The organism is Paenalicyclobacillus ferrooxydans (genome assembly GCF_001399675.1).
GTDB lineage: Bacteria > Bacillota > Bacilli > Alicyclobacillales > Alicyclobacillaceae > Alicyclobacillus_B > Alicyclobacillus_B ferrooxydans.
Genome location: NZ_LJCO01000048.1, coordinates 21,979 through 37,651, shown reverse-complemented (window position 1 = coordinate 37,651; position 15,673 = coordinate 21,979). Strand labels below are relative to the sequence as shown.

The following is a 15,673-nucleotide window of genomic DNA, read 5'->3' as shown; positions in this document are numbered from 1 at the left end:
CGACAGCCATAGTTACTCGAAACTGATGGGAATGAACTGCTCAACTTCGCCTTGCGGCGAGACGTATTTCGTCACGCGTACGGTCAGAATCCCATTGGCGTAAGATGCCTTGACACTCGATTCGTCCACGCGCATCGGCAGATCAATCTCACGCTCAAAACTTCCGTGATGACGCTCAGTGAGATGGATACTCTCCTCACGCACCGGCAACGCGGGGACAGAGCCTTTGACATACAGGGAGTGTGGCCCTACAGATAAAGCAATATCCGATGGTGATTCGACACCAGGTATTTCAATGGCCGCAATCAATTCTTGTCCGCGTTCAAACAGGTCTATCCGTGGATAAATACTCGTTTCATCACTGTCCGTCATGGACATCTGCTGCCACTGAGGAAAAGGGATGTTTTTGAAGAAATCATCCCCGAGGATTTTTTTCATGTCCTTCATGTCCCCGAGATTCTTCAATATCTCAAAGGGATTGTTTACATCTCGTCCCTTCGGCCCCATAGGTGACTCCTCCAAGCATCAGTTTCGTCTGCGTCATGCACAATGTGGATATTGTTGAGGTGCATGTTAGATTTTCCTGAAACACCCCCAAAGCCTTCGTTTACTTTGGCTGTCCTCCGAAATCCGGTCTGTCGATTCTCACCACAGGAGATGACACTCGAACTGCTGACACTGTCGATCACGATTTTTCCATATTGAAACATCGTCATGGTATCGACCTCACAGTCGGTTCCGTATCATCCGGTTTTTCGTCATCGTCGTCCTGAAGGAACTGTTCGGCCCATTCAGGGACCTGGTTGTCAGGCACGCTCATCATATCGAACGTATCTGGGTCGTTCAGGAGTGAGCGCAGACTGCTCATGACGTTGTTGTTTCCGGAAACAGAACCAAATCCTTGATTGTGTTTCTTGTAACTCTGGAAGTTTGTTGGCCAATTGTTACCTAGATTCACGCACGAAGCACCCTCCACCTGTTCGATGTGGATGGTACCGATGGCGAACACAGGAGACAGAATATGTCGCATGGGCTCCCCACCCTTCTGATGAATCGGTGTACTAAAACCGAATTGCAAAGCCACGGTCGGTCTCTTCGAGGTTACTTGAGCCGTCTGCAGTTTGCGGTGGCAATCGGTCTTTGTGGAGTTGATTGTTTGCTGTTTGCGCTGGCAACCGGCTTTTAAGCGCTGTCGTCTCACGATTGCCAGAGTCCATCGCTGTCTCCACTCGGGGACCCTGCGATTTTCCGCCTTGCAACCGAACGTTGCTTGTCGATTTCTTTGTATTGCCAGGGAACTGTCCGAAATTGTTCCCTAGGTTGAGCGAGCCGCTCAAATCATGGATGTCTAGACTGTCTAAGCGAAAGACTAGACTTTCAAGCGTTGCGCGATCGACGTGTAAAGATTCCACGGTGATCTGAACGTTTTTGTCGTGCAGTTTGTCAGACACTTCACGAAGGGTCTGTGTCAATTCGGATAACTGTTGCATCATTTCTTTCTGCACTGAGCGGTTTCTCCATAACATTGATATCGCCACACTTTGTCCAACGGTTTCTATTCAGGATATGTCCTTCGTTTGGGCAATAGAAGTGAAACCTGCTGCAAGAATCGTTGTTTACGCTTTTATGAATAATCGGGGTAGACTCCGAAAATGCTACCTTCATGAAACCATTCCATGATTTTTCAGGAGGATGAAGCTTATGCCAATGCAGCAACAACGAAGCAATCAAGGCAGTAATAACCACCTGGTTCCATTTGCCGACTCCGCATTGGAGCAAATGAAGTATGAAATTGCTTCAGAGTTTGGGGTTGTTCTTGGAGCGGAAACAACATCGAGAGAAAACGGATCCGTAGGCGGAGAAATGACCAAGCGGTTGGTTGCATTCGCGGAAACCAGCATGGGCGGCTCACCAAACCGCTTGACACACTAATAGAAAAATGTCCGAGGGACAACGGGAAACCCTCCGTTGCCCCTCGGAACAAAGATACCAAGGATTTATCTGACATACCTTCCCATTCCGGGTGTCAAGTGAGACTGTAAGTCTTCCGTGACGATGACGCCCTCGAGCCCCGCTGAAGCAAGCATCTCGAGTGCTTCACTCCACGGGTATAAAAACGCGGCAGTGGACAGAGCATCTGCCATCATTGTATATGGCCCCATCGCAGTCAAGCTCAGAATGCCGCCTGCAGAGTGCTTAGTGCGGGCATTTAGAATATGGTGAGATCCCGCATCAATAGGGCTTCTCCGCTCATAGGTACCAGATGTGCAAACCGCTGCATCCTTTACACACAGGCTGAGAATCGTGTCCGCATGTTGGACTGGATGACGAATACCGATGCGCCATGGTTCCGCTAGTTCGTTCATACCTGACGCAAAAACATCTCCGCCTGCATCAACGACGAATCCGGGAAATCCGTAATTGTTCAGCTCTTTAACAGCCAAGTCCACTGCCAAACCTTTCGCCACGGCGCCGAGGTCCAGTTTCATTGGCCGATGAAGACATACGGTCTGATTGTTTGGGTCCAGTTCAATGTCCCGATATGTCGCATCTTTCGAGACGTGAACAGGCGACGAGACTGTATCGCCTGTAAGATAGTGCCGTTTGAATCCGAGTTCTTCCATACGATGACCGACCGTTGGATCAAATCGTCCATCTGTCCAATCGGCCACCTCGCAAGCGAACTGTATGCTTTGAAAAAGGATGGGACTCACGGACACCGGTTTTCCCGCTGGTGCGTTGACCAACGCGGACAGTTCGCTGTCTCCATCGAATCGGCTGCATGCGTTTTCCACTGCTCTCATCGCCATCATTGCCTGGCTCATGGCAGGTTCGACTCTGTCATCGTGTTCGCTGGCAATAAGCTGTATCTCGATTACAGTCCCGAGTGCTAGCCAAGATCTCTTCACGATTGCTAATCACCGTCCGATACCTCTGTTTCACCGAGTTTATCCTTCGTAGTCCTGGCTCTGCGCATCCCGGCTTTGTATTACGGTTACCAGTAATCTAAACGCTTTGTTCAAACCGTGCGCGGTACCAAGCATCAAATTCTGTTGCTGTAATCCGTTCCCCCGTGATGCCATCTGACGCTTTCGATGCAAGAAATACGATCGGCACCGCCATGATCTCCGGCTGCAACATGGGCCCTGCCAGCTGAGATTTTAATTCTTCCGGAATCATTCCGGTTTCCGTGGCGCCGCCCGGCAACAACATGTTCACTGTGACCCCATACGGCTGCAGGTCCTCAGCCATAATGTAGGACAGGGACTCTGCGCCCGCTCGAGAGGGTCCGTAGGGTACAAAACCTCGCCGACGCATTGTAGAATGGTTCATCGATATGTTCACAATCTTACCCTCTCGTTGCTTCACCATCATTCTTGCAAACCCCTTGGCAACGAGAAAGTATCCAGTCAAATTGGTGTCAATGACATCCCGAAACCCTTCCGCAGTCACCTCATAAAAAGGCTGCGGTTCAAGCATGAACCGCCGGTTCACAGTACGCATGCCGATCCCGGCATTGTTTACAAGCAGGTCAATTCTGCCCCATGTCGATTCGACCCACTGAACGGCTGAAGCAATTGATGCCTCAGACCGGACATCCATGACGAGTGAATGTACATGGTAACCGAGCGCCTGAAGTCTAGCTGCTTGGTGATTCAGTTGTTCCTCTCCGCGCGCGGCCATCGCGACAGACGCTCCAGCCCTCCCTAAAGCCTCGGACATTGCTAGGCCCAGTCCGCTCGACGCCCCTGTTACCACAGCCTTCACACCAGCGAGAGAGATTTGGTTCAAACTGTCTTCTTGCATCATAGCCACCTCCAGCAGTGCGTACCTCAAGACTCCTTCAGTCATTGTGGTTTCTCAGTCGTTGCGGTTCTCAGTCATCGTTGTTTCTCAGTCATCGTTGTTTCTCAGTCATTGTTGTTTCTCAGTCATTGTTGTTCCTATTCTCGGGACACCGGTTCATTACCTGTTTCTGTGATCCATAATCGGTTCATCATTGGTATCCGATATATTGAAGAGTCAATCAACCTGGCTGGACAGAACCGCAAGATGTTCTGCCTACAGTCCTCTCCGCTTTAATTATTGCTTGGCGTAGCTGGCCAGGGCATTCAGAATGGCGTCATCCTCCAGTCCTGCCCGCCACAGTGCAACGCCCGCGATGCCGTAAGACTGCGCCAATGCGAGTTTTGCTGCCGTACTCTGACCGTTTTCGTAGTAGGTAGTATGGTTCATGCCTTTCGCATCGGTCCATGTGTACCAAGGCGCTTCAGCCGTCGCATCCCACTTCACTTGGATGTGGTGAGCCGCGACAAAGGAATCTATCGTCGGCAGGCTGAAGGAGGTTGTGTGCTTGCCTGACCAGTCGTAACCATATGCGTCAATGCCGAGGATTACCTTTTGCGCCGGGATGCGCGATACCGTATAAGACAGCGTCTGTTGCACCCATGGGAGAGGAGCAATGGGCCCCGCTGGCCCACCCGGGTAGGAGTAGTCATAAGCCATGATGATGACCGCATCGGCGGACTGGCCAATCCTGGTTATGTCATAGCCTTGATTCCACGGCTCACCATGCGTGCTGGTGTCGGCAGGCACCACTACATTGAGTATCTTCCCGTGGTCGTGAAGGATACTCGCAAGCCCCGCTATAAATGTGGTATACCCGTTACGATCCGCGGCGGGGATGGCTTCGAAGTCCAGCGTCACTCCATCGTAACCCTCTGATAGAACCGCCCCGACCAATTGGTTCGTCAAATGAGTACTTCGGGATTTGTCAGTTAGTATGGACGTCATGACCTTTGTATCAAACCCGCTGCTGCCGAGGTTTGTCACCATCGCCGTCACAGCGTCGCCTTCCTTTGAAGCCTCTTCAGCTGTACCAGCCGGTGCGCTCCCTAGGAGGTTCCCGGCACTGTCGATAGTCCATGTGTCTAATGCGAGTCCGTGAAACACCGTCCTGTGGCTCGTGACATCGTTGAACGGCCCCATATTCTCTGAGTAAAAAGGAACAAACGCCATCACCAAGGGCTTGCTGTGGACGGCAGATTTCACTGCATGCCGTTTTGCGTTCAAGCTCAGCTTGAAGTCGCCGCCTGAGGATGTCCATCCTAATTGTGACAGAGCTGCGTTCAAGCTGCTAATGGGTACGTACACCGCCCCGTCCCAGGCGTAAACTGGTGCGTAGAGGGCATGACCCGGACCAAACGCAATCACAGTGCTGGTTTTTGGATCTTCAATCAACCCAGGTGATGCAGGCGACGTCAGCCCGAGGGTCAGTTCCCTCCCCGTCCACGAACTGGGCAGTCCCCCACTCGACAGGGTTTTGGCTATCGCCTGAGCAGGTACATAGGTGGCTTCATTATGAAATACTGCCAAGACACTCCCTGCCGTGCGTCCGTTGACTTCGATGGTTTCCTGTCGAATGACGTCCCCGCTTCGTACGTATGTGTAGTGCTGGTTAGGTTTCAGTTCAATCGCGATTTGGTGATGACTCACTTCGCTCACGTCACCGTCTTCGGTTAACGATGATACAAGAGTATTGGCTTGCACATATTCGGTACCGTGATATGTCTTTGTCGTCGTAAATGGGACAGGCCGGTTGACCTCAATCCGGCTTAGCAGGGTCTCTACTTCGTTTTTCGACAACCAGACCTGTGAACGTACGGAAAGACCCGCTATCTCGTCTACAACTTGTCCATTCACGAGCAGGTCCTTCGGACCTGCGTCATAGACATGAAAGAACACCTCATATATGACAGTGCCTGCTCCGCACGCAACCAGTGCCACGAGCCCTGCAAACCAACGTTTCGAAAAGCGCCGTTTCCGATCGTAAGTTCGATCCCGCCTTGTACTGCGGCGTACACCGTATTCCAAAAAGTCTACCTCCCTATCATCCCACAGCTCATTCTGCCAAGGCCAATGGAAGCTTGTAAAGTGACAATAAAACGGCGCCTTGAGAAAGCAGGCGCCTTGGTACTCACTTATGCATTGATTCTGCTGATTCTGCTCGGTGTTGTTCTATCAGACATTGTTAGCCTTAGTTCACAGAAGGCGTACTGTTTCCCCTGTTGTCCCGCTGCCGCTAGCTATAGAGGAGCTTCCACTACTCACGGTAGAGTTCGTGCTGCCGGTTGGGCCCGTCGATCCGTTTACGCTGGATCCAGAGGGGCTTCCAGTGGCTCCTATGCTGCTGGAAGAGCTTGAACCTGAGGATGAGCTACGGCTCTGATTGTCCAGGTTCTGGAGGTTATCGACTTGCCAGATACCGGTCCCGCTGTCTTGGAGAAGGGTCCAATCGTTGGTTTGGCTCGACCAATAATAGTGTGCATTGGTGTACGTTATAGTATCTACTTCAGTCGTAATGAGGTCGTCCTGGCCCGGCGTGGAAGTCGTGTCTTGTGTGACGACATGAAACAAGAGCAGTTTGAGACTCTGGATCTGGTCCTGTTGGCTGATGTCTTTCCATGACGTCGGCGTGAAATACTGTGTTATGTCATTGACGAAGTTATGGGTGACGTAGCCTTCGTGGTACAACTGCTCGGTCAAGGCGACTACATCGTTCGTGCTAGACAGGTCCGTCGTAACCTGCTCAACGTATTGTGCGATGTTGGCCTGGGAGTTCCCGACGTAGTTTAGATTTGTTTTTAAGTTCCATATCGTGCCCGTCCAGTCGCGTTTCAGGGACACCAAGTACATGCCGTACACTGGATCTGGCAGGGCTCGTCAAATTGTATATGGTGTACCCTGACGTGGCTGGGCCCATCACATTATTGAAGGGAGTATTCGACGTCGAGAGGCAGGGTACAGCGTACCGTGGTGCCGCAACCAACGTTACTGTCGATTTCGATACTTCCGCCATGGTTCTCAATAATCCGCTCGGTGATTAAAAGACCGAGGCCAGTACCTGTCGCCTTGGTTGTGTAAAACGGATCAAAGACTCTCGGCAAAATTGCTGTAGGAATCCCTTCTCCGTCATCCGCAAACTGGATTGTAACGTTTCTTTCATCTGAGTTGAAGTTTACTGAGATCTCTCCGCCCTGAGGCATGGCTTCAATCGCATTTTTAAAGAGATTGAGGAAGGCTTGTTGAAGTTGCTTCTCATTGCAAAGGATGTAATGAGATGGATTGGCATCGACATGTATCGTCACATTCCGAGCACTCGCCTCAGATGAGATAAATGACGCAGCCTTTTGGACAACCGTCACAAGGTTTCGACGTTGAAACTGCATGGCGAGCGGTCGACATACAGCCAGTAGCTGCTCGGTGATAAACTCTATCTGTTGCAGGCTCTCACGGATCAGGTTATGGTACCGATCCTTATTCTCAGTGTTGGTGTGTAGAACTTGAAGAAAGCCTTGAACCACTGTTAAAGGGTTTCTGATTTCGTGCGCAAGCCCCGCCGCGAGTTCTCCAACAACACGCAGTTTCTCACTTTGGAGCGTCAAATCCTGTAGGCGCTTTTGTTCGGTAATGTCCTGTGTGGTACCAATCATACGAAGCTGCCCGTTTTGGTCGATGAACCGCGTCCGTCTTGTGTGAAGGGTTCTGACTTCGCCATCCGGGTGCACAACTCGAAACTCGGTATCCCACGGCTCTCCGGCGAGCAGCTTTCGTTTTACTTCAACAAACGGTTCTCTATCCTCCGGATGAATGCGCTCGATCATTTTTTCGTACTTAATAAAGCCCGTATTTGCAATACCGAACATCCGAAACATCTCGTCGGACCAAAACGACCCCTGCCTCGACGGGTCAAATTCCCACGTACCGAGCTGAGTAATGCTTTGCGACCGGTTCAGTAATTCCTGCGTCTTCTTAAGAGTATTTTCTAGTTCCCATTCATAGGTACGATTTTCAAAGACGACGTATGTGCCTCGAAAATCACTCGACCTTGCTGGAATCAGGGTGACGCTCACAAAGATAATAACCCCGTCCTTTTGGCGGAGTCGGAATTTCATGCTGGATCGTTCTTGATTTACCTTAAATTCGTTCCACTGTCTGATCAACTTGTCCAGGTCATCTTCGTGTGCTAGTTTTCGCAGATCCATTCCTTGCAGTTCTTGAAAAGGATACCCGGTCAATTTTTCAAAGGCGGGATTTCCGCGTACACATGCACCGCTCGGATCAAGCTGACAGATACCATACGGATTTTCCTGAAACAGCTCTGGCGTCATATAGTTCCTCCGTTATCTGTCTCTGAACTGAAGGTCTAAAAATATCTGAATTCGACACATTATCCGTTCTTGTATAACTGTTGGCGCGATTATTACAATTTTCCATGCCGTGGGAATTTTCCTGCTTTCATTTTGTCCTCCAAACAGAGAACGTACGTTCGTGTTTACTATACCACACGTGGCAAGGGGCGATAAGCCGGCAAAGCGGTTCCATGATGGAAAAGGTTTTTCGCCTAGGATTGTCGAATCCTCAGTCAGGTTAAACAGATTTGGAGTGACGACGTGAAACCGTTTCTGAAGTGGGCAGGGAACAAGTACCGTATCGTGGATAGAATTCGTGGATTGCTGCCTGCGGGTGTGCGTCTTATCGAGCCATTTGCCGGGTCTGCAGCCGTATTTTTGAACACCGACTACAAGGAAAACATCGTTAACGATGTGAATACTGACCTCATCAGCCTTTATGTTGTGCTGAAGACACACGGTCTCTCGTTTATCGACGAATGCAAAGGGTTATTTCAAGCGGATACAAACTCGCCGGAAGCCTACTACAACCTTCGCGACGAGTTTAATCAAGTGCTCGATCCGGTTCGCAAGGCTGCACTGTTCCTGTACCTAAATCGGCATGGATATAACGGACTGTGTCGCTATAACCGTGACGGCCAGTTTAATGTGCCGTTTGGGCGGTACAAACAGCCCTATTTTCCTTTTGAGGAAATGATGATGTTTTACCATAAGTCGCAAGACACGGAGTTCACTTCTGAGGACTTTGAATCGGTAATGAGTCGTGCCAAGCCTGGTGACGTTGTGTATTGCGACCCCCCGTATGTACCGTTGTCACCAACCTCGAATTTCACGGAATACAGTGCAGGTGGATTTGGTCCAAAGGAACAACTTCGCTTGGCGGAATTAGCGAAGGCATTGTCCGGAAGGGGAATTTCCGTTCTGCTTTCCAATCATCACAACGACTTTACATTGCAAGCTTATTCCTCCGCTCAAATTACGTCGTTCGACGTCCAGCGATTTATCAGCAGCGATGCGGCAAACAGGAGGAAAGCGACAGAGTTGTTAGCCTTTTTTCCGGGGCAACCCCAAAGTGTAGTATAAGCGGATTCCTGTTTTCTCGTCCTGAACAGGGTACGCCTTCAGGCCGCAGCTGCACCACATGGAGGGGTATGAATAATCGGACACCAGCTCTTTGCCGCATGAGCAACGATAGCGAGTCGCGGGTATAACCTGGATGATGGACGATGGGTCATCCGGTTGTATCCGTTCCGGCTTCAGTCGCTTCCCGAGCAATTGCACAGCCTGTTTGTCCTTGGCGAACTGTACCTCAATATCCCCATTTGGGCCGGTAATGTGTCGACGCCGTCCGCCGTGATAACGCAGCACTTTGCCGAGCGAGGTGGCTTCGACAAAAGCAATGACGGGCACACTTCGTTGGTCGAGACATTGTCCGGTGATCTTGTACCATCTGAGCTTTTCTTCTACTCTTGGTGCTTTCAATTCAATTTCCTCCCCGTGTACCATCCGAATTCTCTCTTTGTTTATTAAGACGTACGGGGTTAAAATTCGTTACACAAAATCGAGGGGAAATTCTTGTGAAACTCACTCGATACTTGCAAGGACTGACGACGAATTTACGAAGAGCCGCTCTTCGCGCCATAGATGCTGTGACCCACCATGCCAACGATCACAAGCATCAGTCCAGCTAGAGATGTGTTCGACGGCAACCGCCACGAGACGAAGATCATCTGCAGCAACAGCGAAAAAACGACCTCGCCTGATTGGGTAGCCTCGACTGCGGCGAGTTCACGAACGTTCCCTTTTGTCATATCTGTTGCGTGAAAAAACAAGATGGTCGCGATAATTCCTGAACTCAGGGCAACAACAGCCGTCTGCTCAAGCTGTCCTGACGTAGGGAGACCTATGGTGCCTATACCCACGCACGATAAGCCAATCCACAGGGGCAAACTGGCGATGGTCATGCCAGACACTCTTTCAATGGCACCGAGTCGGCCATTGCACAACTCCATCATCTTTCGGTTGCCAAGCGGATACGCAAAGGCAGCGATGACAATGAGCAGGATTCCCATCAGCAATGCGTTGGGACGAACGGATCGCGCATGCCCGAGCTCCACGACCAGAATACCTGCAAAGATCACGGCAGACATGGCGAGTCCTCGAACCGGGATTCGACTCCTTACTCTAGCTGTATCAGTGATGCCTGACTGACGCTCGGGAAACAAGGGAGATAACAGTGACCCTGCGATGATCGTAAATTGCCAGCTCGCAGCCACAAGCCAAGCCGGTTCGTATGCAGCTGCGATACAGAGAGGAATGTAAAACAGGCCGAACCCAACGGTGCTCCATAGGATCCACCGCAGCGGAGCTTGTTTCATCTCATGGATTAACGCGGACCAAGTGCCACGGTACCAGACAATGATGAGCAGGAGCGGGAACATGTACAAATAGCGCAGTGAAGCACTCCAAATCCAACTCCCACCGGCGAGACTCATGAGCTGATTCACGACGAAAGTGACAGCGAAAAATATGGAGGACAATAGTCCAAGGGACACCGAGCGCACCCGCATCCAGACCCTCCCTTTTCGTTCATAGTCGTAGGTCCGAGTGCGATGAAGCCCTACTCTGTTTGCTTCATAAAAAACGTGCCGACGGAGCGAGCAACGAGTTGATCTTGGTCATTTCTGACCTCACACTCGGCGTACATGAGACGACGGCCTTGTTTGACAATGGACGCTTCGGCCGCAAGCATCTCCCCTGTCGCGCCGGTGACAAAGGTGGTATGAAGATCGGTGGTAACCGCGCGTTGTACGCCGTTTTCATCGGCTTCCACGAGGTTTGACATGGCGACGTCAACCATCGTGGAAATGATTCCGCCGTGAACCACACCAACACTGTTGAAGTGAATGGGCTTCAACTGCAGAAGGATGAGAACACGGGCACTACTCAGTCGCTGGTACTGGAATCCAAGGAATTGATCGAGCGGTTGCAAGATGAAACGCATCGCAAGCCTCCTGAACTGTCATCCTATTTAATTTACCATGAATATTCATACGAAACATGTGAGGCAAACGTTTTTCATTATGGGTGACATGTATTCCTTTTAGCTGGTGTCTTATAAGGAACCTCCCGAGTCGGGAGGTTCGCATGCTCTTCCCTAAATCTATGGTTCGCTCAGGAGAACTTAATCTTACCCGCTGCCTCTGTCGCATGGGTACGTGCTGTAGAGACCTCGTCTGCGGCCGACAGCACAACGCCAAGTCTTCGCCCAACGGTGGCGTTCGGCTTTCCAAACAGCCGTACTTGTGTTCGAGGCATCGTCAATGCCTCATCAATCCCCGAAATCTGATATTCTGCTGACTCGATGGGTGACTTTAGCGCGCAGCTTGCACCAGGTGTCAACACGGTGATGTCAGGGATGGGCAGGCCTAGAATTGCCCGCACATGAAGTGCAAACTCCGATAAATCCTGCGTCACCAGAGTGACCAAACCTGTATCATGAGGACGTGGAGACACCTCACTGAAGTATACTTGATTCGGTGTGACAAACAGCTCCACGCCAAAAACACCATATCCTCCAAGAGCATCCGTCAGTATCTTCGCAATTTGTTGCGCTTGAAGGCGCTGTTCGTCCGTCAATACGTGGGGTTGCCACGATTCAATGTAATCTCCATCTTTTTGTACATGCCCGATGGGCTCACAAAACGTCGTTCCGGACACAGACCGTACGGTCAGGAGTGTGATCTCCGAATCAAACTGAATGAACTCCTCCACAATCACGCGGGCATTCTTTACGCGTCCACTGGTCATCGCATCGTTCCACGACGCTTCGACGTCTTGCACTGAGCGGCAGATACTTTGACCCTTTCCGGATGAACTCATCAGTGGTTTAATCACACAAGGGGTACCAATTTTGCTGACAGCCTCATACAGCTCGTCGAGATTGTTCGCGAATTCATATTTTGCAGTGGGGAGTTTCAGGCCCTCTGACGCAAGTCGTCGAATTCCTTCCCGATCCATGGTCAATCTTGCCGCTGTAGCAGTCGGAACCACGTGATACCCGTCTTGCTCAAGCTCAACAAGTGTCGGTGTAGCAATGGCTTCAATTTCGGGTACAATCAAATCCGGTTTTTCTTGTTCAATCACAGTTCGAAGTTGTTCGGATGACAACATGTCAATCACGTGCGACCGATGTGCTACCTGCATGGCCGGGGCATTGTCGTAACGGTCTACAGCGATGACCTCGATGCCGAGTCTCTGTGCTTCAATCGTCACCTCTTTTCCCAACTCACCCGAACCCAATAACAGAATCTTCTTCGCATGTTTTCCTAGCGGCGCACCGTACATGACATAAACACTCCTCTTCAGATGATCATCGGCAACACAAAAGACCGCCTGGGATTCTTGTATAGAATGCCCAGGCGGTCGGCTGACATAGCGATTGCACTCCCTTGTGGTCACCCACTATCCGCCAGTCATGCAATCGAAGTTTGATGTTGTATGGAGTGCAGAATAACAAATTTTTCGTTGTAACACAACCCGTTCTCTTAATCTGCTTCGGACCTCACACACATACATCTCAAACATTGTGAGGGCCCTTTGTTCGTGGCACGGAAATTCGGCTTGGAGTTGTTTCATACAGGTCTTCGACTTAAACTTACATGTAACGTCAGCAAAGCGGAAGGAAGAAATATGGGTCTCACAGCATTGATTACAGGTGCGTCATCAGGGATCGGAGATGCTTACGCGCAGGTATTTGCAGAAAACGGATATGACCTCGTGATTACGGGCAGAAACCCGCTGCCGCTGCATAGGTTGGCCAGCAGACTTCAAGAGAAACACAACGTGGCTGTCAAAGTCGTGGTCAAAGACTTGGCCCACCTTGAGCAAGTGTACTCGTTATATGACGAGACAATCAGCGAGCAGATCGATGTTGTTGTGAATAACGCAGGGTTTGGACAGTACGGGTACTTTTACAATACAGACTTGCAGACTGAGTTAGACATGATCACGGTGAATGTCTCTGCTGTGACCATCCTCACAAAGCTCTATCTGCAGCTCATGGTCCGGCGAAACTTCGGAACCATCATCAACGTTTCGTCAACGGCGGCGTTTCAGCCTGTTCCACTGATGAACGTGTATGGTGCTACAAAATCGTATGTGCTCTCGCTCACTGAGGCCATTGCCTCTGAACTTGAAGGAACAGCAGTTCACGTGATGGCTGTGTGCCCAGGCAGCACTGAATCGAATTTTCACAAGCGAGCCGGCTCCGAACGCAGTTCAAAAGACAGGACGCAGCTGATGACGGCTCGACAGGTAGCTGACATCACCTACGATGCCATGTTGAAGCGCAAGCGGATCGTGATCCCAGGATTCACGAATCAGTTTGTTGCCCAAGCACACCGGTTTCTGCCCCGACATGTCCTGTCTCGAATGGCAAAGCAGATGTACCTTCGGCGTAAACGCTGAGAGGCCTACGCGCTCTCGCGGTCCCCGATCCTGGACGTTGCTGTACGTTTTCGTCTGCCCGCTAGGACAGCACCCAACAGAACAACGGCTCCGCCGACAAGCTGCGTTATGTTTACTCGCTCGCCGAGCAGTGTAATACCAAGCAGTGTGGTCCATACGGGAAGCAGATTCATCCACGGGGCCGATCTCGTGGTACCGACCTTCTCAACGCCAAATGTCCATGCGAAGTAAGCGATCACGGACGCTGCGGTGCTAACATACAGCAAGGCTAACCAAGCCTGCCCTGTCATGTGAAGGGAACCCGGGGAGAACGTGACAAGTCCCGCGATATCGCTCGGAATAGCACCATATACAGCTGCACCAGCAGTTAAGGTCAGCGGGTCCAGATTTCGTCCATATCGTTTCCCGAGGACCGTGTAAAGTCCCCATGCAGCGGCTGCGATGACCATTTCGATGTCCCCGATCGACAGTGGACTCTTCGAGCGGCTGTGCCCCGGCCCGAGAAGGATTACGACACCGACGAGTGACAACGCAGTACCAAACCACGCCATCGCAGAGCCCTTGTCCTTGATGATGATAACCCCAAAGATCAAGATGGCAACCGGAATCAAGCCTGATATCATACCCGCTTGTGCAGCGGGAATGGAATGCAGTCCAAGGTATGTCAAACCGGAAAATATGAACATGCCCACAAATCCGAGGAGCGTAAATTCACGCCATTTTTGTATGACGGGGAGCCTCTTCCCTGATATGGCCAAAATGACAGCAAGTTCAATGGCAGAGAGTGTCCACCGAACACCATTTAACATGAGGGCAGGCATTGCAGGTGCCAATACACGCCCTGCAATGTAATTTCCACTCCAGAGCAACGTGGCTGAGATTAGAAATAAAAACCCGCGAATCATACGTCTGCCTGGACTGGATTTTGTCCCAATGGTTTCGTGTCCTGAATCACGTCATTCGGTGCGAAAAGTTTGACCATGTTGCGCTGTCGTTTTGCGTCGTATAACGCCTTATCGGCACATTCCAGCAGTGTGGTCCACTGGGTCGCGTGTTTGGGGTACGTGGCAATGCCAATCGATACCGTGAGTCGCAAGTCGGTTGCTGTCCTAAACGTGTGATGTGCAACCTCTTGGCGCAACTTTGAGGCAATTGCAGATGCTTCGTCGACAGGTAATAACAAACAAAATTCCTCCCCGCCATAACGTCCAATGATGCCAAACTGACCGACAATGTCCTGGAGGACTTGTGCCGTCTCCTGCAAAACCCTATCTCCCCAAGCATGGCCAAAGGAATCGTTCACCTGTTTAAAGTGATCAACGTCGATCATAACCAGGATATCGGACGTTTTCTTTTCATATATCGGGACAGCCTGCTCTGAAATGCCTTTCTGCCAAAACCCCTAAAACCATTTCTACAACGTAAGATCCTAGAATATGAAACCAATGCTTCTGGAGTAATTCACTGAGCTGCACCGCGCCGAAAATAAATCAAGAGGAATGGAAGAGAAAGTAGCAGACTGAGTTCCGCGGGAAATAGTCCGAAATTCGTGGTAGATGCGAGAACGACGCTCGTTGTAACAGTTGTTGTAACAGTTATCGAAGCAACGTGCACGTTTGCAGGCGAGATCTCGAGAATCGTGACGAATAGTGCTATCAGAATCACCATTGGCCATTGGTGATGCAGGGGAGTTACCGTTGAAACCAGCACTGCGAGCCACACGACGGTTACCCCCAGGAAATATACAGTTCCAAGGTTAGACTTGTGGCCAATCACTCCGCGGGGCTCCCTTATCACTAGCCGCCCAACTCCTTGCACGTAGAGAAGAGCGCTCTGCTCGCGCTAGAATATCAGCGGCAACGAGCCGTCATATAGCTTGTCGTAGACCTGCGGTTTGCTTCTCTGCCTTTCGACAGGTTTGCCCTTCTCGTTTATAGTTTTTCAGTCTAATCATACACATTATTTCCAATCAATCAACTGATTTCCTTTTGATTCGTGTGCATGGTGCGTCT

At 50.7% G+C, this 15,673-nt stretch carries 19 protein-coding genes and 2 riboswitches; of the genes, 3 read left to right on the top strand and 16 right to left on the bottom strand.

All coding sequences use genetic code 11. From position 1 onward, the window contains the following. Positions 1-12: 12 nt before the first annotated feature. The 4 genes from AN477_RS11810 to AN477_RS11795 are packed head-to-tail and all read right to left on the bottom strand — an operon-like array spanning position 13 to position 1,505. Complete coding sequence (locus AN477_RS11810; protein WP_054969365.1) at positions 13-507, bottom strand: Hsp20/alpha crystallin family protein; 495 nt, start codon at positions 505-507, stop codon at positions 13-15. Beyond that, positions 483-716, bottom strand: coding sequence for a hypothetical protein (locus AN477_RS11805; protein WP_054969364.1), 234 nt, complete (start codon positions 714-716; stop codon positions 483-485). The genes AN477_RS11810 and AN477_RS11805 overlap by 25 nt, the downstream gene beginning before the upstream one ends. Continuing rightward, on the bottom strand, positions 713-1,030 hold the full coding sequence (locus AN477_RS11800; protein ID WP_054969363.1) for a hypothetical protein: 318 nt from the start codon (positions 1,028-1,030) through the stop codon (positions 713-715). The genes AN477_RS11805 and AN477_RS11800 overlap by 4 nt, the downstream gene beginning before the upstream one ends. Before the next feature lie 31 nt (positions 1,031-1,061). Then, positions 1,062-1,505, bottom strand: coding sequence for a hypothetical protein (locus AN477_RS11795; protein ID WP_054969362.1), 444 nt, complete (start codon positions 1,503-1,505; stop codon positions 1,062-1,064). Positions 1,506-1,707: 202 nt separating this feature from the next. Here AN477_RS11795 and AN477_RS11790 point away from each other — a divergent pair, with 202 nt between their 5' ends. After that, positions 1,708-1,932 carry an alpha/beta-type small acid-soluble spore protein gene (locus AN477_RS11790; protein ID WP_054969440.1) on the top strand — a complete coding sequence of 75 codons (225 nt, stop codon included), beginning with the start codon at positions 1,708-1,710 and terminating at the stop codon, positions 1,930-1,932. Between the two features lie 65 nt (positions 1,933-1,997). On the opposite strand, the gene AN477_RS11785 is transcribed toward AN477_RS11790, so the two are convergent. From AN477_RS11785 to AN477_RS11765, 5 genes are all read right to left on the bottom strand, one after another. Then, positions 1,998-2,909: an FAD:protein FMN transferase gene (locus AN477_RS11785; RefSeq protein ID WP_054969361.1), complete on the bottom strand. Its 912-nt coding sequence runs from the start codon at positions 2,907-2,909 to the stop codon at positions 1,998-2,000. Between the two features lie 97 nt (positions 2,910-3,006). Further along, entirely contained in the window at positions 3,007-3,807 is an 801-nt protein-coding gene (locus AN477_RS11780) for an SDR family NAD(P)-dependent oxidoreductase (RefSeq protein ID WP_054969360.1), read from the bottom strand. Between the two features lie 276 nt (positions 3,808-4,083). Next, the gene (locus AN477_RS11775) at positions 4,084-5,874 is read right to left on the bottom strand and encodes a glycosyl hydrolase family 18 protein (RefSeq protein WP_054969359.1); all 1,791 of its coding nucleotides are present in this window, start codon (positions 5,872-5,874) and stop codon (positions 4,084-4,086) included. A gap of 168 nt (positions 5,875-6,042) precedes the next feature. After that, positions 6,043-6,687: a hypothetical protein gene (locus tag AN477_RS11770; RefSeq protein WP_157061935.1), complete on the bottom strand. Its 645-nt coding sequence runs from the start codon at positions 6,685-6,687 to the stop codon at positions 6,043-6,045. Positions 6,688-6,767: 80 nt separating this feature from the next. Next, a complete protein-coding gene (locus AN477_RS11765) occupies positions 6,768-8,171 on the bottom strand; it encodes a PAS domain-containing protein (RefSeq protein ID WP_054969357.1) in 1,404 nt (467 codons plus the stop codon). Positions 8,172-8,453: 282 nt separating this feature from the next. Between AN477_RS11765 and AN477_RS11760 the strand changes: the two genes are divergently transcribed. Beyond that, positions 8,454-9,275 (top strand): Dam family site-specific DNA-(adenine-N6)-methyltransferase, encoded by an 822-nt coding sequence (locus tag AN477_RS11760; protein WP_083486214.1) that lies wholly within the window; start codon positions 8,454-8,456, stop codon positions 9,273-9,275. Here AN477_RS11760 and AN477_RS11755 read toward each other — a convergent pair. The 4 genes from AN477_RS11755 to purT form a co-directional block, all read right to left on the bottom strand. Continuing rightward, positions 9,237-9,674 (bottom strand): hypothetical protein, encoded by a 438-nt coding sequence (locus AN477_RS11755; RefSeq protein WP_157061934.1) that lies wholly within the window; start codon positions 9,672-9,674, stop codon positions 9,237-9,239. The two genes, AN477_RS11760 and AN477_RS11755, sit on opposite strands and share 39 nt — an antisense overlap. Positions 9,675-9,808: 134 nt before the next feature. Continuing rightward, positions 9,809-10,762: a DMT family transporter gene (locus AN477_RS11750; protein WP_342668555.1), complete on the bottom strand. Its 954-nt coding sequence runs from the start codon at positions 10,760-10,762 to the stop codon at positions 9,809-9,811. Positions 10,763-10,812: 50 nt separating this feature from the next. Then, positions 10,813-11,196, bottom strand: a complete 384-nt coding sequence (locus AN477_RS11745; RefSeq protein ID WP_054969354.1) for a PaaI family thioesterase — start codon at positions 11,194-11,196, stop codon at positions 10,813-10,815. A gap of 170 nt (positions 11,197-11,366) precedes the next feature. After that, a complete protein-coding gene (gene purT, locus AN477_RS11740; protein ID WP_054969353.1) occupies positions 11,367-12,539 on the bottom strand; it encodes a formate-dependent phosphoribosylglycinamide formyltransferase in 1,173 nt (390 codons plus the stop codon). Between the two features lie 61 nt (positions 12,540-12,600). After that, a riboswitch (ZMP/ZTP riboswitch) is annotated at positions 12,601-12,681 on the bottom strand. Between the two features lie 203 nt (positions 12,682-12,884). On the opposite strand from purT, the gene AN477_RS11735 reads away from it, so the two are divergent. Continuing rightward, positions 12,885-13,661: an SDR family NAD(P)-dependent oxidoreductase gene (locus tag AN477_RS11735; protein WP_083486236.1), complete on the top strand. Its 777-nt coding sequence runs from the start codon at positions 12,885-12,887 to the stop codon at positions 13,659-13,661. Between the two features lie 5 nt (positions 13,662-13,666). Here the strand turns inward: AN477_RS11735 and AN477_RS11730 are convergent, their stop codons facing one another. From AN477_RS11730 to AN477_RS11720, 3 genes are all read right to left on the bottom strand, one after another. Beyond that, positions 13,667-14,566: a DMT family transporter gene (locus AN477_RS11730; RefSeq protein WP_054969351.1), complete on the bottom strand. Its 900-nt coding sequence runs from the start codon at positions 14,564-14,566 to the stop codon at positions 13,667-13,669. After that, on the bottom strand, positions 14,563-15,024 hold the full coding sequence (locus AN477_RS11725) for a GGDEF domain-containing protein (protein ID WP_281176336.1): 462 nt from the start codon (positions 15,022-15,024) through the stop codon (positions 14,563-14,565). Before AN477_RS11725 ends, AN477_RS11730 begins: the two co-directional genes overlap by 4 nt. 98 nt (positions 15,025-15,122) lie before the next feature. Then, positions 15,123-15,458 carry a hypothetical protein gene (locus tag AN477_RS11720; protein ID WP_157061933.1) on the bottom strand — a complete coding sequence of 112 codons (336 nt, stop codon included), beginning with the start codon at positions 15,456-15,458 and terminating at the stop codon, positions 15,123-15,125. 55 nt (positions 15,459-15,513) lie between these two features. Continuing rightward, a riboswitch (cyclic di-GMP riboswitch) is annotated at positions 15,514-15,594 on the bottom strand. Positions 15,595-15,673: the final 79 nt, after the last annotated feature.

What these genes read in the sequence shown, in the direction of transcription:
- AN477_RS11780 (WP_054969360.1), bottom strand. Translation starts at nt 3,807, where the DNA reads ATGCAAGAAGACAGTTTGAACCAAATCTCTCTCGCTGGTGTGAAGGCT.
- AN477_RS11730 (WP_054969351.1), bottom strand. Translation starts at nt 14,566, where the DNA reads ATGATTCGCGGGTTTTTATTTCTAATCTCAGCCACGTTGCTCTGGAGT.
- AN477_RS11745 (WP_054969354.1), bottom strand. Translation starts at nt 11,196, where the DNA reads ATGCGTTTCATCTTGCAACCGCTCGATCAATTCCTTGGATTCCAGTAC.
- AN477_RS11750 (WP_342668555.1), bottom strand. Translation starts at nt 10,762, where the DNA reads ATGCGGGTGCGCTCGGTGTCCCTTGGACTATTGTCCTCCATATTTTTC.
- AN477_RS11790 (WP_054969440.1), top strand. Translation starts at nt 1,708, where the DNA reads ATGCAGCAACAACGAAGCAATCAAGGCAGTAATAACCACCTGGTTCCA.
- AN477_RS11735 (WP_083486236.1), top strand. Translation starts at nt 12,885, where the DNA reads ATGGGTCTCACAGCATTGATTACAGGTGCGTCATCAGGGATCGGAGAT.
- AN477_RS11765 (WP_054969357.1), bottom strand. Translation starts at nt 8,171, where the DNA reads ATGACGCCAGAGCTGTTTCAGGAAAATCCGTATGGTATCTGTCAGCTT.
- AN477_RS11800 (WP_054969363.1), bottom strand. Translation starts at nt 1,030, where the DNA reads ATGCGACATATTCTGTCTCCTGTGTTCGCCATCGGTACCATCCACATC.
- AN477_RS11810 (WP_054969365.1), bottom strand. Translation starts at nt 507, where the DNA reads ATGGGGCCGAAGGGACGAGATGTAAACAATCCCTTTGAGATATTGAAG.
- AN477_RS11805 (WP_054969364.1), bottom strand. Translation starts at nt 716, where the DNA reads ATGACGATGTTTCAATATGGAAAAATCGTGATCGACAGTGTCAGCAGT.
- purT (WP_054969353.1), bottom strand. Translation starts at nt 12,539, where the DNA reads ATGTACGGTGCGCCGCTAGGAAAACATGCGAAGAAGATTCTGTTATTG.